Source organism: Affinundibacterium fentianense (genome assembly GCF_018139545.1).
Classification (GTDB): Bacteria; Pseudomonadota; Gammaproteobacteria; order Burkholderiales; family Burkholderiaceae_D; genus Undibacterium; species Undibacterium fentianense.
In genome coordinates this window covers 74,689-87,951 of the sequence record NZ_JAGSPJ010000001.1, presented here as the reverse complement: position 1 = coordinate 87,951, position 13,263 = coordinate 74,689, and the positions used below count along the sequence as shown (strand labels likewise).

The 13,263-nt window shown below is 43.4% G+C and carries 14 protein-coding genes; 4 read left to right on the top strand and 10 right to left on the bottom strand.

Annotation, left to right across the window (positions count from 1 at the left end):
* Positions 1-35: 35 nt before the first annotated feature.
* The 6 genes from fabG to KDM90_RS00345 all read right to left on the bottom strand — a co-directional run bounded on the left by fabG (position 36) and on the right by KDM90_RS00345 (position 5,068).
* A complete protein-coding gene (gene fabG, locus KDM90_RS00370) occupies positions 36-788 on the bottom strand; it encodes a 3-oxoacyl-ACP reductase FabG (protein WP_212673641.1) in 753 nt (250 codons plus the stop codon).
* A gap of 130 nt (positions 789-918) precedes the next feature.
* Positions 919-1,863 carry an ACP S-malonyltransferase gene (gene fabD / locus KDM90_RS00365; RefSeq protein ID WP_212673640.1) on the bottom strand — a complete coding sequence of 315 codons (945 nt, stop codon included), beginning with the start codon at positions 1,861-1,863 and terminating at the stop codon, positions 919-921.
* A gap of 70 nt (positions 1,864-1,933) precedes the next feature.
* Positions 1,934-2,920 carry a beta-ketoacyl-ACP synthase III gene (locus tag KDM90_RS00360; protein WP_212673639.1) on the bottom strand — a complete coding sequence of 329 codons (987 nt, stop codon included), beginning with the start codon at positions 2,918-2,920 and terminating at the stop codon, positions 1,934-1,936.
* Positions 2,921-2,935: 15 nt separating this feature from the next.
* Complete coding sequence (plsX, locus tag KDM90_RS00355; RefSeq protein ID WP_212673638.1) at positions 2,936-4,003, bottom strand: phosphate acyltransferase PlsX; 1,068 nt, start codon at positions 4,001-4,003, stop codon at positions 2,936-2,938.
* Positions 4,004-4,200: 197 nt separating this feature from the next.
* Entirely contained in the window at positions 4,201-4,383 is a 183-nt protein-coding gene (gene rpmF, locus KDM90_RS00350; protein WP_162018712.1) for a 50S ribosomal protein L32, read from the bottom strand.
* 148 nt (positions 4,384-4,531) lie between these two features.
* A complete protein-coding gene (locus tag KDM90_RS00345; protein WP_212673637.1) occupies positions 4,532-5,068 on the bottom strand; it encodes a YceD family protein in 537 nt (178 codons plus the stop codon).
* A 143-nt stretch (positions 5,069-5,211) separates the two neighbouring features.
* On the opposite strand from KDM90_RS00345, the gene KDM90_RS00340 reads away from it, so the two are divergent.
* From KDM90_RS00340 to KDM90_RS00325, 4 genes are all read left to right on the top strand, one after another.
* A complete protein-coding gene (locus KDM90_RS00340) occupies positions 5,212-5,853 on the top strand; it encodes a Maf family nucleotide pyrophosphatase (RefSeq protein ID WP_212673636.1) in 642 nt (213 codons plus the stop codon).
* Between the two features lie 25 nt (positions 5,854-5,878).
* Positions 5,879-6,628: an SAM-dependent methyltransferase gene (locus KDM90_RS00335; protein WP_212673635.1), complete on the top strand. Its 750-nt coding sequence runs from the start codon at positions 5,879-5,881 to the stop codon at positions 6,626-6,628.
* A gap of 622 nt (positions 6,629-7,250) precedes the next feature.
* Positions 7,251-9,392, top strand: a complete 2,142-nt coding sequence (locus tag KDM90_RS00330; protein ID WP_212673634.1) for a hypothetical protein — start codon at positions 7,251-7,253, stop codon at positions 9,390-9,392.
* Between the two features lie 227 nt (positions 9,393-9,619).
* Complete coding sequence (locus tag KDM90_RS00325; protein ID WP_212673633.1) at positions 9,620-9,895, top strand: hypothetical protein; 276 nt, start codon at positions 9,620-9,622, stop codon at positions 9,893-9,895.
* Between the two features lie 127 nt (positions 9,896-10,022).
* Here KDM90_RS00325 and KDM90_RS00320 read toward each other — a convergent pair whose 3' ends face one another.
* The 4 genes from KDM90_RS00320 to KDM90_RS00305 form a co-directional block, all read right to left on the bottom strand.
* Positions 10,023-11,291, bottom strand: coding sequence for a hypothetical protein (locus KDM90_RS00320; protein WP_212673632.1), 1,269 nt, complete (start codon positions 11,289-11,291; stop codon positions 10,023-10,025).
* Between the two features lie 8 nt (positions 11,292-11,299).
* Positions 11,300-12,067: a hypothetical protein gene (locus tag KDM90_RS00315; protein ID WP_212673631.1), complete on the bottom strand. Its 768-nt coding sequence runs from the start codon at positions 12,065-12,067 to the stop codon at positions 11,300-11,302.
* Positions 12,068-12,192: 125 nt separating this feature from the next.
* Positions 12,193-12,786 carry a hypothetical protein gene (locus KDM90_RS00310; protein ID WP_212673630.1) on the bottom strand — a complete coding sequence of 198 codons (594 nt, stop codon included), beginning with the start codon at positions 12,784-12,786 and terminating at the stop codon, positions 12,193-12,195.
* Positions 12,783-13,061 carry a DnaJ domain-containing protein gene (locus tag KDM90_RS00305; protein WP_212673629.1) on the bottom strand — a complete coding sequence of 93 codons (279 nt, stop codon included), beginning with the start codon at positions 13,059-13,061 and terminating at the stop codon, positions 12,783-12,785. Before KDM90_RS00305 ends, KDM90_RS00310 begins: the two co-directional genes overlap by 4 nt.
* Between the last annotated feature and the right edge of the window lie 202 nt (positions 13,062-13,263).

Below are 13,263 nucleotides of genomic sequence, written 5' to 3'. Positions count from 1 at the left end.
TTTCAGCGAAATTCGCTTATTTTACAACAACTACATTAACACAAATACATGCCACCATTCACATGAATGGTGGTTCCGGTGATATATCCCGCACTTGGTGATGCCAAAAAGACTGCTGCATCAGCAATATCTTCTGGCTGACCTAATTTACCCATAGGAATTTGGCTGAGAATTGCCGCTTTTTGATCATCCGTCAATGCTTTCGTCATATCCGTATCAATAAAACCAGGCGCAATGCAGTTAACCGTAATATTGCGACTACCAATCTCTAATGCGAGAGCACGGCTCATGCCCGCCACACCCGCCTTGGCTGCCGCGTAATTCATTTGACCAGGATTGCCGGATGACCCGACGACAGAAGTAATATTAATAATGCGGCCATGTTTCGCCTTCATCATCCCGCGCAATACTGCACGAGATAAACGAGCAACTGAATTCAGATTAGTAGAAATAACAGTATCCCAATCATCCTCCTTCATACGCATCGCCAACTGATCTTGCGTAATGCCCGCATTATTTACCAAAATAGATAAAGAGCCGAATTCCTTTTGAATTTCATCGACCAAAGAACCGCAACGCTCAACATCATTGACATTAAACGCGATACCCTTACCCACCTCTGGACTCACTTCCTGCAAGTAAGCGGTAATTGCCTGTGCACCAGATTCTGAAGTTGCAGTGCCAATTACTTTGGCACCAGCGCGCGCCAAGGCGATCGCGATTGCCTTACCAATACCCCGAGAGGCACCCGTTACCAATGCTACTTGATTTGCTAATTGCTGCGTCATATTCCCTCACTATCTTGTCAGACATGGCCGCTATGTGCCTGTCAGAATTTATTATTTGATGAATTTAATGATTGGTTCGAATTTTACTAAATCTTAGTTTGAACTGAGTTCGAACTTACTTAGCTTGAACCTAATTCGAGCCAAAGGATGCCAAAACTTTTTCCAGTGTTTCTTGATCGTAGATTGCATCGCCAATCAAGTCACCATTAATTCGTTTAGTCAAACCCGCCAATACCTTACCTGGACCACATTCGATCAATTGTGTAATGCCAGAAGCGGCGATTGCGTTTACCGTCTCGACCCAACGCACTGGGCTTGCGGCTTGACGTACGAGTGCATCCTTAATCAAAGCTGGGTCAGTAACGATCGCGACATCCACATTATTAATTAAGGCAATCGCTGGCGCAGAGAATGACACATTCGCCAAATATTCACGCAATTGATCCGAAGCTGGTTTCAATAAAGAAGAATGGAAAGGGGCTGAAACTGGCAATGGTAAAGCACGTTTGGCACCCTTTGCTTTAGCCAGTTCACAAGCGCGTTCAACCGCCGCTTTACTACCAGCAATCACCACCTGCGCTGGCGCATTAAAGTTGACCGCCTCTACCACCTCCACAGTTGCGGCAGCAGCTTCTGCGCAAGCAGCAATCACGTCTGCATCGCTTAGACCTAAAATCGCAGCCATGCCGCCCTGACCAACAGGCACCGCGCTTTGCATCGCTTGCGCGCGAAAACGCACCAAAGGCACTGCATCTTTAAACCCAATTACACCAGCTGCAACCAAAGCAGAATATTCACCCAAACTATGACCAGCAACGATCGCTGGCTGCTTGCCGCCAGCAGCAATCCACGCGCGATAAGTAGCCACGGCTGCGGTCAACATAACAGGTTGGGTATTCGTCGTTAAATCTAAATCTTCTTTTGGACCTTCGGAAATCAATTTCCCCAAATCCATTTGCAAAGCATCAGAAGCTTCAGCAATCGTGTCTTGCACGACGGGGTTCCCAGCAAAGCCATTTAACATGCCAATCGCTTGCGAACCTTGACCAGGAAATACAAATGCAAATTGCGTCATAATATTTTCACTCTACGTATTTTTTAATGAGATTCAAGCAGAACCAACGTGACCAACAATACTGTCAGCATTACATCTTGACTAAAGCAGCGCCCCACGTGAAGCCACCACCAACACCTTCGAGCATCACAATCTGGCCTTTCTTAACGCGACCATCACGCACGGCAGCATCTAAAGCCAACGGTATCGAAGCGGCTGAAGTATTGCCGTGCTGATCCACAGTCACGACTACCTTATCCAATGGCAATTTCAATTTTTTTGCAGTACTTTGCATGATGCGAATATTGGCTTGATGTGGGATCAACCAATCAATTTGACTCGCGTCCATACCTGCAATTTCCAAGGCTTCATTGGCGACTTTTTCCAGAACATTCACGGCCAATTTAAACACAGCCTGCCCGTCCATATACAGGAAGGCACTACCCGCAATCACACCCGCATTCACATTCCCAGGCACACATAAAATATGACCATGACTACCGTCGGCATGTAACTTGGTTGCCAATACTCCTGGCTCTTCGGATTGCTCCATAATGATGGCACCGGCACCATCACCAAATAAAACGCAGGTCGTACGATCTTCAAAATTAAGAATACGGGAAAAAACCTCAGCACCAATAATCAAAGCTCTCTTATGCGAGCCTGACTTAATCATGCTATCGGCCATCGCCATCGCATAGATAAATCCACTGCAAACGGCCTGAACATCAACTGCCGCAGCGCCATTGGTGATACCTAATTTATTCTGCACGACGCAAGCCGTACTTGGAAATCCGCCAAAAAAATCTGGCGTAGAAGTTGCCAAAATAATGAGATCAATATCATTCGCTTGCAAACCAGCGGCGTCGAGCGCGTGCTTTGCTGCTTCAACCGCCATATCACTAGATGTGACATTAGGTTCAGCATAATGGCGCGCCGAAATCCCACTACGCGATACGATCCACTCGTCGGAAGTTTCAATCCCTTTTTCGGCCAACTGCGCTGCTAATTCGTGATTTGTTACTTTTCTCGGTGGCAGGTAGCTTCCTGTGCCTATAATTTTGCTATAGAAAGTCATGCGTCTTTATCTGTATTATGGTTCAGTCGAACCGGAACTATCTGTACTTGCCTCTGCGGGCACTGGCATTAATTCCGCCAAGGATGTTGTGATGCGCGCCAGCACATCGTTTTTTACTGCATCGAATGCACGCTGTATCGCCCATTCGTAACTATACTTATCAGCGCTCCCATGGCTTTTGATCACAACGCCACGCAGCCCCAATAAACTGCCGCCGTTATAATTCGACGGATTCATGGTTTTTGAAATATGATTTAGTGCACCGCGGGCGATCAAAGCACCCAATATATTTAGTGGATTACTCTTAAATGCCCCCGTCATCGTGGTCTTAACAAAACGTCCTAAACCCTCGACCGCTTTCAACGTTACGTTACCAACAAATCCATCACATACGACGATGTCGGTAGTGCCTTTGAAAATATCATTACCTTCAACATTACCGTAAAAATTTAACAGGCCGCGCTCATGATCCGCGCGCAACAACTGGGCCGTACGTTTCACTACATCGTTACCTTTAATGTCTTCTTCGCCTACGTTGAGCAAACCAACGGTTGGGCGTGGCTTGCTCTCAAGCGCAGCAACTAAGGCTGAACCCATAATCGCAAATTGATGCAAATGCAAAGGCTCGCAATCGACATTCGCACCGAGATCAAGCATGTACGTTGGGAGTTTCTTTTGATTCGGCAATATACTGCAAATCGCTGGACGATCGACTCCAGGCATAGTCTTAAGAACATAGCGAGAGACCGCCATCAAGGCCCCCGTATTACCGGCAGAAACACAAGCTTGCGCCTGCCCTTCTTTCACTTGATTTAGGGCGACACGCATGGAGGAATCTTTTTTTCTGCGCAAGGCAATCTCAATAGGATCATCCATCTCGACCATTTCACTTGCATGCACAATCGACAATTGTGGATGATTTTGCGCGCCGAGTTTTTTTAATTCTGTCTGCAGAACAGCTTCCTGCCCCACCAAAACAAATTCAACATCAGGCTCGCGGTTCGCAAATGAAACTGCTGCCGCAACAGTGACTGATGGGCCAAAATCACCACCCATGCAATCAATTGAAATTTTTATTGTCATGTATTTGTTACTATTTTCTCACTCCAAGAGACCTATCTTATCAAGAATGACGTAAAGAATCATCCGTTTTAAGCTCAATGGTGAAAAATGAAAGAAGCAATGAACAAAAACAAAAGCTGGATTTGAACATTTTTAAGAATAAAAAAAAGCGGCGCCAAGTACGAGACTCGCAACGCCGCTTTATCACCAAGAACAGATTACTCGTCGTTCTTAGTTTTCAATACTTTACGACCACGATAAAAGCCATTTGGGCTGATGTGATGACGCAGATGTGTTTCACCTGTTGTTGGCTCGATACCCAACTGTGGTGCAGTCAAGAAATCGTGTGAACGGTGCATACCACGTTTAGATGGTGATTTTTTGTTTTGCTGAACGGCCATGATAACTCCTAATACTTCAAAAAATGTTTCTAAAATTTAACACACTTGAATCGACAAGCAAACTTCGTTTGCCTTTCAAGAATCCCTAACAATACTTCGACCTGAGTGTTTTTTCAGAATAATGCCACTAGGTACGCCCATTTACTGCTCATTGCAACTTTTTCAGTACAGCGAATGGAGACACTTTACCGCCAGTGCTCGCTGCATCTACCGCATCTACATTTTTCGCTGACTCCGATTGGCTCGATGAGACGAATACGACATCAGGGCATACTGCATGTTTGGGCGATTGGGGTATTGCCAGCAACGCTTCATCCTCTATCAAATCCATGACATTAAATGTTTTGCTGCCTACTACTACATCAACCTCGTCATCTTCGAGCATGCTTTCAAGTTCATCGGCATGATCATCGCTTTTGGCGAGAATTAATTCTGATTGCGAGTCTACGACAAAATCAAATGGTGCTAAACAACGCTGACACATCAATTGCACTCTCGCTTCGACGCTTAAGATCAATCGCGGAAAGCCCAAGTGATTTACACCACCTTGCAGCGACCAATTTAGCACACCGTCTTTATCCGCACATTCTGCAGACAAACGTGGAAACTCGCTAATGTTTGTACTACCCTCACGTTGTTCTTGATGCTGACAAAACGTAAAAGAGTCAATTACAAATGCTTGCATAGGATTTCTAGACCCAGAAAACCTGCGATAATAACAGGATTACACCTTAATAGTCAAAGCCTTGGGGCAACTTACCGAGGGCATATTAAAAAAAAGCGCCTTTTTGCCAGATAAATGTCTTTTTAATAACGAAATAATCCAGTATGACTGACACACTGAAAACGACTGAAAAGCTTCAACTCATTCTCGGATCGAGTTCTCTATACCGAAAAGAACTTTTGGCGCGCCTTGGACTTCCATTTGAATGTAGCGCTCCCAATATTGACGAAAAGCCATTATTAAACGAACAGCCCGAGCAAACAGCGATTCGACTAGCGAAAGAGAAAGCTGAAGCAGTTGCAAAACAATTCCAAAACGCAATCATCATAGGGTCAGACCAAGTTGCGATATTAGACAATGAACAAATTGGCAAACCTGGGAATCATACCAATGCAATGGCACAACTACAAAAAATGAGTGGTCGTTCCGTTATTTTTAATACAGCGCTATGTGTTCTCGATAATCGCCCCAATTCAACGTTCGATAAGGTGCAGTTACAAAATATTTTAACGCTTGTAAAGTTTCGAAGACTAAGTGATCGCGAGATTGAAAATTATTTAAGAATTGAGAAACCATATGACTGCGCGGGCAGCGCAAAAAACGAAGGACTTGGTATTGCTTTAATCGAATCCATTCGAAGCGATGATCCTACTGCACTGACAGGACTGCCTTTGATTGCACTCACGAGCATGTTACGAAATTTGCGAGTCGATTTCTTCCAATCCGAAAACGGAAATCAATATTAATTCATAAACGAATAAGAAAATTAAAATGTACGGAACACTTTATCTCATTCCCAATACGCTTGGCACAAGTAAACTTGAACAGGGTAATCCCTTGAACCTTATCATTCCAGATTCGGTTCAAGCAATGAGTTCTCAGCTCCGCCATTTCATCGCGGAAAATGCCAAAACCACAAGAGCCTATCTCAAAACACTTAACCAATTCCACCCACTTGGATGCTCCATACAAGAGTTAAAGATTATGGAGCTGAATGTCAACACACCAAGCAACGCATTGCAGGCCCTCCTAAGCCCCTTACTCGAAGGTCAAGATGTGGGCTTAATTTCCGAGGCAGGAGTACCCGCCGTTGCAGACCCAGGTGCAAACTTGGTTCGATTGGCGCACCAACATCAAATCAGAATACGACCACTAGTTGGACCATCTTCTCTGCTTCTCGCGCTAATGGGTAGCGGATTGAATGGACAAAGTTTTGCGTTTCACGGCTACTTACCGACTGATGCTGTGGCACGCTCAAAACGTATCAAAGAACTCGAGGATCGCTCGCGAAAAGAAAAACAAACACAACTTCTCATCGAAACACCGTATCGGAATGCTGCGATGTTAGATGCGCTCATCACATCCTGCCAGCCCCATACATTAATTTGCGTTGCAACCGATCTTACGCTGGAATCGGAGTCCATTTTGACCAAATCCGCTTCGGAATGGAAAAAACATTTGCAGCAAAATGGCCAACCTGATTTTCATAAAAAGCCGACCGTCTTTTTGTTCCTTGGATAAGCGATTGGCACTAGGAACTCATCAACGCTTCGACTACCAAATTGATTTATTCAGCATTTTAAAAAAACCAAAACTGAATTGAGTTAACTAACTATCTGAATGAGGAACAGCATTAAAAACGCTTACTAACTTCACGAACCTTAGACGAGGAGCGGAGCGTCTGGTCGATTCAGTTTCAAGGCCAATGCCATCCTCAATCGAAAACTATTGCTTAATCAATCAGTACTCGCCAGTAAAACACCACAAATATACACAACCAAGCGATGTATTTTTTGCATTCAATCGATACCAAATTTTTTGCAATTAACACCTGAACAATACAAAACCTTATCGATACGTCAGCACCAACAAAATTTTGTATTGTTCTGAAAATTTATTCTCAATCAAATTCGGATTTTTCAACCGAATTTCAAATTAATACTTCAATACCGAAATTCCATCCTGCATATTGATAAAAATCATCGTCAATATGACGTGACATTTGTTGTTTATTGTGATTTTTGACAGCTATTTTTCGACAAAGATTGCACTTATACTGACCAAGCGTTATCTGAAAAACAAGACCGTTAAGAGTCTTGTATAACGCAAATAAGTTAATTCATTAAATTTAGGGAGATTTTTAATGTCACATCCACGTCGTCACGTCCTTGCTTCTATTCTAGCCCTCACGTTTGCACAAACTACCATTGCGGCGGACAAAGTTACTACTGATAACCTGACATTTTTCAGCGGTATCAAAGCAAACTCTGCAACTGACGTATTACGTCAGCATGCTCAAGAATTCGGCTTACCTAGCAATCTCAATAACCTTGTACTTAGCAAGGTTCAAGATTCTTTACTTGGCAAACATTACTACTACCAGCAGATGTTGCGTGGATTTCCTGTGGATCGTGCGGAAATTATTGTGTCGATAGGAAAAAATGGAGAGTTACTTAAGATATTCAATGAGACAAAACACATTTCAAGCAATATGGATACAAACGCGGTCAATCAGCTCTTTGTACAAAAACAAATTGCTGCTGACCAAGCACTAAACTCAGCATGGCAAAACATGAAAGTTCAACATCCATTAATAAGTTACCCAGATAGTCAGTTAGTATGGGTACCCACGAAGGATGGCGTGCAACTTGCTCACAAGATCACCATTGCAGCACAAATGCCTACAGGCGGTTTTGTTCAATACATTAACGCCCACAACGGAAAACTAATCAGTTCCTATTCAACATCATTGCCTAGGGTTGGAAAAAATAGCGACCGCCAACTCGATTCACGCGCCACACTGGTTGGACAAACAATTGGCTTACAACAAGCTCTACTTGATTTGGCAGAAAGAGGAATACCAAACCCTAAGAGTCAAACAATCGTGAAGGTACCCGCCCAGTCTGTGGCATCGGGAATTAACGGATCTGGTCTGGTTTTTGATCCTGATCCACGCACCGCCCTCAATTCTGACGCTTTGACGGACACATCTGCTGCTAGTGCGTTTGACGCTGCTTACAGCACAAAAACTTTACGCGACCTAACAGTCTCTGGCGGTGTATATTCCCTATCTGGTCCTTATATCAATATTAAAAATATTGAGGCCCCCAATACCGCCCCAAGTACCACAGCGAATGGTGTCTGGACAGCAAAACGAGGAAATAATGCTTTTGATGATACCAATGTTTATTTCCACATCGATCAAAACCAACGTTACATTCAAACTTTGGGTTTCACCGGCACAAAATCTATTATCAACCGCCCCCTCAACGTGGATACTGACGGAGTCAATGGAGACGATAATTCACACTACAGTGGTGGAACAAACGACTATTTAGCATTTGGTCACGGTTGCGTTAATGACTCGGAAGATGCAGATGTGATTTTGCACGAGTACGGCCATGGGATTCAAGCCAATATCAATTCTGGGTGGAGCGGTGGCGATACCGGTGGCATGGGCGAAGGCTTTGGCGACTATTGGGCAGCATCGTATTCTTACAGTACAGCTAACGGTAAAGCTTATCACCCCGAATGGGCATTTAGCTGGGATGGGCATGGCGCCTGCTGGGCAGGACGAATGCTTAATCGCACTGATGCAAAATACAATAGCAGTAAGACTTATGGCGCGCATCAAGCAATCACTGAAGGTGGCGTCACCTTCCAGTCGGATGAGCTTTGGTCCACTCCACTGTTCCAAGCACTCGTCTCCCTCGTAGCAGCTGGAAAACCTCGTGACAATGTCGACAAAATTATTTTGGAAGCGCACTTCGGCTTAGGCTCGAACATCAAGATGCCTGCGATGGCAACCGCAATCGTGAATGCTGCAACTGCACTCTTCCCCAATGACGCGAGCTATGCCAATACGTTCAAAGCGAAGTTTGAAGCCCAAAACATTCTTGGTGCTGTTGTGACACCTGGAACCACAATAAGTGAAACAGAGACCAACAACACGATCGCAACAGCAAATACCATCGCAAACGCGAACACTTTAGTGAATGCAAATTTAAGTGCAAAGACCGATGTCGATTACTTCAAAGTCAGTATTCCGGCAGGAAAGACCTTAAGCTTGACAATGAAACCCAATGCGACGTCCGACTATGATCTTGAACTTTACAGCAGTACCGGTACTAAATTGGCTTCAAGTACAAACGGAACTGGTGCAACCGATAGTTTAAGCAACACAAACACTGGCACTTCCGCAAAAGTCGTCTACGCAAAAGTCATTTACTATGCTGGCGGCACTGGCGCTACAAATGGAAAATATACACTGCAAGCTTCTTGGTAAAAGCTAGAAAGTCATGCGTTAGTCAAGTTAAGTGGTTGCCGTCCTCTTGAGGAGGGCAACCACTTTTTTCAATTAACTTGATACGCACAGGCAAAAAATGCGGTGTTTTTTTAACATTTTCAGATTAAAAACAAGGATTTAATATTGATTTTCAATGAATCACTTCACATACAACATTGCTTTAAAGGATAATCATGGTATCGAATAGCAATGACTTATGACGGACTATGGACAATAAAATAATTGATCAAGCAATGGCATTTGTGCGGAAACTTATGGATAAAAACCACGGTGAAGTGCCTGAGTGGAGTAAGTTTCAAGAGCAAGTCAAAGAACACCTTAAAGATCCATACAATTTGAAATTTAAGATGCCGCAAGAATACTATTACGCTTATCTTCGCGGCAAAGGCTTAACTCACGAAGAATGCCAAGAAAAAATGGGAATCGTCGTTAGAAAAACAGCAAAAACCAACAATAAACAAAGTTTCTGGAAATTTTGGTAGCGATGGTTAGTTTCAAATAATTGTCATTTAGCGCTTCTCAGTGCGCATTTTATGGGGCGCATCCTATTATGAAAAAAAACTGAGTTAAATTCTTCATTTTGACAGAAGCGAAAAGACCACATTGAGTTTATTTCTTACCTGCTTTTTCAATGTGACAATTTTCCCGCAAATATCTCAAAGCACCAACACAATCGCTGTCCCAATCATCCAGCAAATAGACCTGCGCATCGGCACAAAATGCCGACCAATCATCAAGCAATCCTTCTTGCTTTTCATATGGCGCATTTTGTTTGATCCAATCGATCGTTTTCTGAATTTCAAAACTACCTTTATTGTCACGCAATCTTTTCACCAAATTTTTTGCAACTTTCTCTGACAAACTGGTTTTGGGTGGAATATCAGACGCGATACACAGAAACAATGTTAGCAAAGAGTCGATATCCGTCTTTCCTTTCGTGATTTTTGCCCACGCTTTTGAAACAAGCGCATCATATTCAGAAGTGTCTTCCAACTCATGCGAACAGATAAAGTATCGATCCTTCAATTCAAACACGAGACGATCCAAAGAATTCTTTTTATCAGCGACTAGAATGAAATCACGCTTCAGCATTTCATCCAAAACTTGCTCACAGAGAGGATGAAATTTTCCTGGAATTTCCTCACCAACGAGGCGGATTTTTGAAATTGCTTGCTCCAATAGAATTTGCTTCGCCTTACTCCCCTGCCGAGAACTCAAACGCTTTCTCAAAGACTCAAGAATTGTCGCAAACTCAACTTGATTTTCGATAGGTGAATCGGCATCTTCAACAAAACGCTTGAGCATCCCTGTACGCACGACTGCCATTGCCTCAACATCTTCCTCTTGAAGTTCAGTTTGCGTAATCTCCATCGTTTGACCAAACCAAAATCCAGCCTCTATTTCCAACGCATTTTGACGTCGATGTGTTAACAAATTACGATAATCTTGATGTCTTTCCTTTAATGACCAAATCTCCAAAAACTCCTCTACTGAAGACTTTTGCTCTTTCCCCAACAAGGGATATTCAGGCAAAGCGTGTAGGGCTTTCAATAGAGTTGAACCACCACGGGAGAGCGTCAAAAATGTGTTATCACGAATGAGCTTTGCAGCGACATCAAGATCGCCTTTCGATGTCTCAAGCAGATACAAACTCGCCAAGTTAACAATACGCTTGCGCGCGAGTTCAATCTCTGGACGCAAGTATTTACTACCAAATGCATCTGCGATTTGAACAAGCCCTTTGGGCGCCTCAGATTCTATTGCCTCTAACTTTGACCGCGGAATAATCGCAAATTTCACGCCATGCACCAAAGCAATTTCAAAAAACGGGCGTCCATCAAACAGAGAAATTGCTTGCATATTTTCAACATCAGCCATGGTCATAATTAGAGTGCGGACTCTTCATCATCGTCATCACCATCGTCATTATGCTTCTTCGGCATTGACTCTTCCTCATCCGACTCATCGCTAACCTGGGATTCTGCAAATTCGTCATTCTGCAAATTACGCAAATAGACTTGATAACGAGCACGTAATTTCAACAGTACTTCTCGAAAAATCTCAGGCAACTCGTATCGCAACAAATAAGTGACTTCCATCCAATCATGATCCTCGACACTCGCTCGATCAACCGCAGACGCTTTTGTTTCAGTATCTCTTGTAAGACTCAACAAATCATCGTCGATTGCTTGCGTTTTTGCCTCATCACCATACTCATACAGATCAAAGGTTGCGTAGCGATAAAAATGCTCAACCATCTGAGTTCTGTCTTGCAAATAATCAGCTAAGGCATCATAGCCACCTTCTACTTCGGCAATTTCATACAGAAATTCCGCAGCATCCGCGCCATCACGAAAAATCACAGAATTGATCATTCCACGCAACTGCTCGTGCGTCAGATCTGCATAGCGCTTCTCAAGCACGACGGCTTGTGCAAATTGTTCTGGTGTTACCAATAAATTGACCAATGACTCTTTCGACGCATCAAATTCACGAATGATCGCCAATAGATCTTTTGCAGGAAAATCATCCAGCGCCGCTACTAGTGCTTGGTCTCCCTGTGTTTCAGCTAAGGTCGCTAACGCATGTTCTGCACCCGCTATATCACCTGCCATGATCAAACTTTGTGCTTCAATTAAAGCTGGCAAATTCATCTTGCACTCCTCTTTTTCTAATTTTTACTAGTCAACCAACAACAACGGTCACTCCAGACTAAGAAATATCTGGATCAAAATTTTGATGACTATTTATTTGTCTAACAGTGTCGATACAAGCATTTTTAATCCTTACGATCAAAACCTTGTTCGGCCAACCAATCGGCACCCGCCTCTTCTAGATCAATATCATCTCCATCGTCACCATCGTCCCGCCCATGGCGTCCGTAGTGTCCATCAAGATCGCCGTTCTCTGAGTCATCGCGATCCTGTGCAGAGTCATCTGAATCATCATCTTCATCCGTATTTGCCAAGGCGGAATCACGCACATGAACACTACGACTTAAGTACTCTAAACAAGCCGCCGTCACCAGGAATAGCTGCCCCCCCTCTTCCGCTAAAACTTGCGTTACCATCTTTTCCGCCCAAGGTTCAACCTTCACAGCTTTGGACAAACTTGACCACAGTGGTAATTTGTCACGCTCTTTCGCGGCGAGCGCTTCGAATGCCAATGGATTCATAAATAAAAATGCATCATGAAAAGCCGGAGCCAACATCTCTGGATTACTTTGCAACATCGGAAGCAAAAACGCGAATTGTTCACGTTTCTCTTTTAGACGACGTTTCATGACGTCTTTGCCTTCAAAGTCGGAACGCAAGTCATCCAACTCTGCCTTATATGCCAACATCAATTCTTGAAAATAACGCGAAAATTTCACTGCAATACTCCCTTTAAATAATTCTTCCAAATTTCACTGGCTGTTTCCAAAGGAGATTCCAACAAATTCCGACGACGATTTTCATCGTAAGCATGACGTGCTGCGTCATCCGACAAGATATCGTAAGCCTCTTTAACTGCGTGAAATTTTGCTGGAGCCAGTTCTGAATCATTGCGATCAGGATGAAACTCAGCGGCCTTAACTCGGTAGGCTTTTTTTATATCGGCAAGCGAGGCATTGGGAGAAACACCGAGGATGAAGTAGTAATCTTTCATTTTTTATTGTCCTCAATGACTGTTTATCAAATTAAATCAATACAAATTCTGGAGCCTAATTAGCGTCTAACTTCAGTCAAGACACCATTAAGACATCGCCCCAAAACAGACATAAAAATGACTCTATCTATTTAAACAGGTCGAAATCAATTCATCGACCCGCTAAAGAGCATAAATATACAAATTTGTATCGATCCTGTTT

Coding starts and splice junctions, on each gene's coding strand:
- KDM90_RS00345 (WP_212673637.1), bottom strand. CDS start 5,068: ATGCAAGCATTTGTAATTGACTCTTTTACGTTTTGTCAGCATCAAGAA.
- KDM90_RS00305 (WP_212673629.1), bottom strand. CDS start 13,061: ATGAAAGATTACTACTTCATCCTCGGTGTTTCTCCCAATGCCTCGCTT.
- KDM90_RS00325 (WP_212673633.1), top strand. CDS start 9,620: ATGGACAATAAAATAATTGATCAAGCAATGGCATTTGTGCGGAAACTT.
- KDM90_RS00320 (WP_212673632.1), bottom strand. CDS start 11,291: ATGGCTGATGTTGAAAATATGCAAGCAATTTCTCTGTTTGATGGACGC.
- fabG (WP_212673641.1), bottom strand. CDS start 788: ATGACGCAGCAATTAGCAAATCAAGTAGCATTGGTAACGGGTGCCTCT.
- plsX (WP_212673638.1), bottom strand. CDS start 4,003: ATGACAATAAAAATTTCAATTGATTGCATGGGTGGTGATTTTGGCCCA.
- fabD (WP_212673640.1), bottom strand. CDS start 1,863: ATGACGCAATTTGCATTTGTATTTCCTGGTCAAGGTTCGCAAGCGATT.
- KDM90_RS00315 (WP_212673631.1), bottom strand. CDS start 12,067: ATGAATTTGCCAGCTTTAATTGAAGCACAAAGTTTGATCATGGCAGGT.
- rpmF (WP_162018712.1), bottom strand. CDS start 4,383: ATGGCCGTTCAGCAAAACAAAAAATCACCATCTAAACGTGGTATGCAC.
- KDM90_RS00360 (WP_212673639.1), bottom strand. CDS start 2,920: ATGACTTTCTATAGCAAAATTATAGGCACAGGAAGCTACCTGCCACCG.
- KDM90_RS00330 (WP_212673634.1), top strand. CDS start 7,251: ATGTCACATCCACGTCGTCACGTCCTTGCTTCTATTCTAGCCCTCACG.
- KDM90_RS00335 (WP_212673635.1), top strand. CDS start 5,879: ATGTACGGAACACTTTATCTCATTCCCAATACGCTTGGCACAAGTAAA.
- KDM90_RS00340 (WP_212673636.1), top strand. CDS start 5,212: ATGACTGACACACTGAAAACGACTGAAAAGCTTCAACTCATTCTCGGA.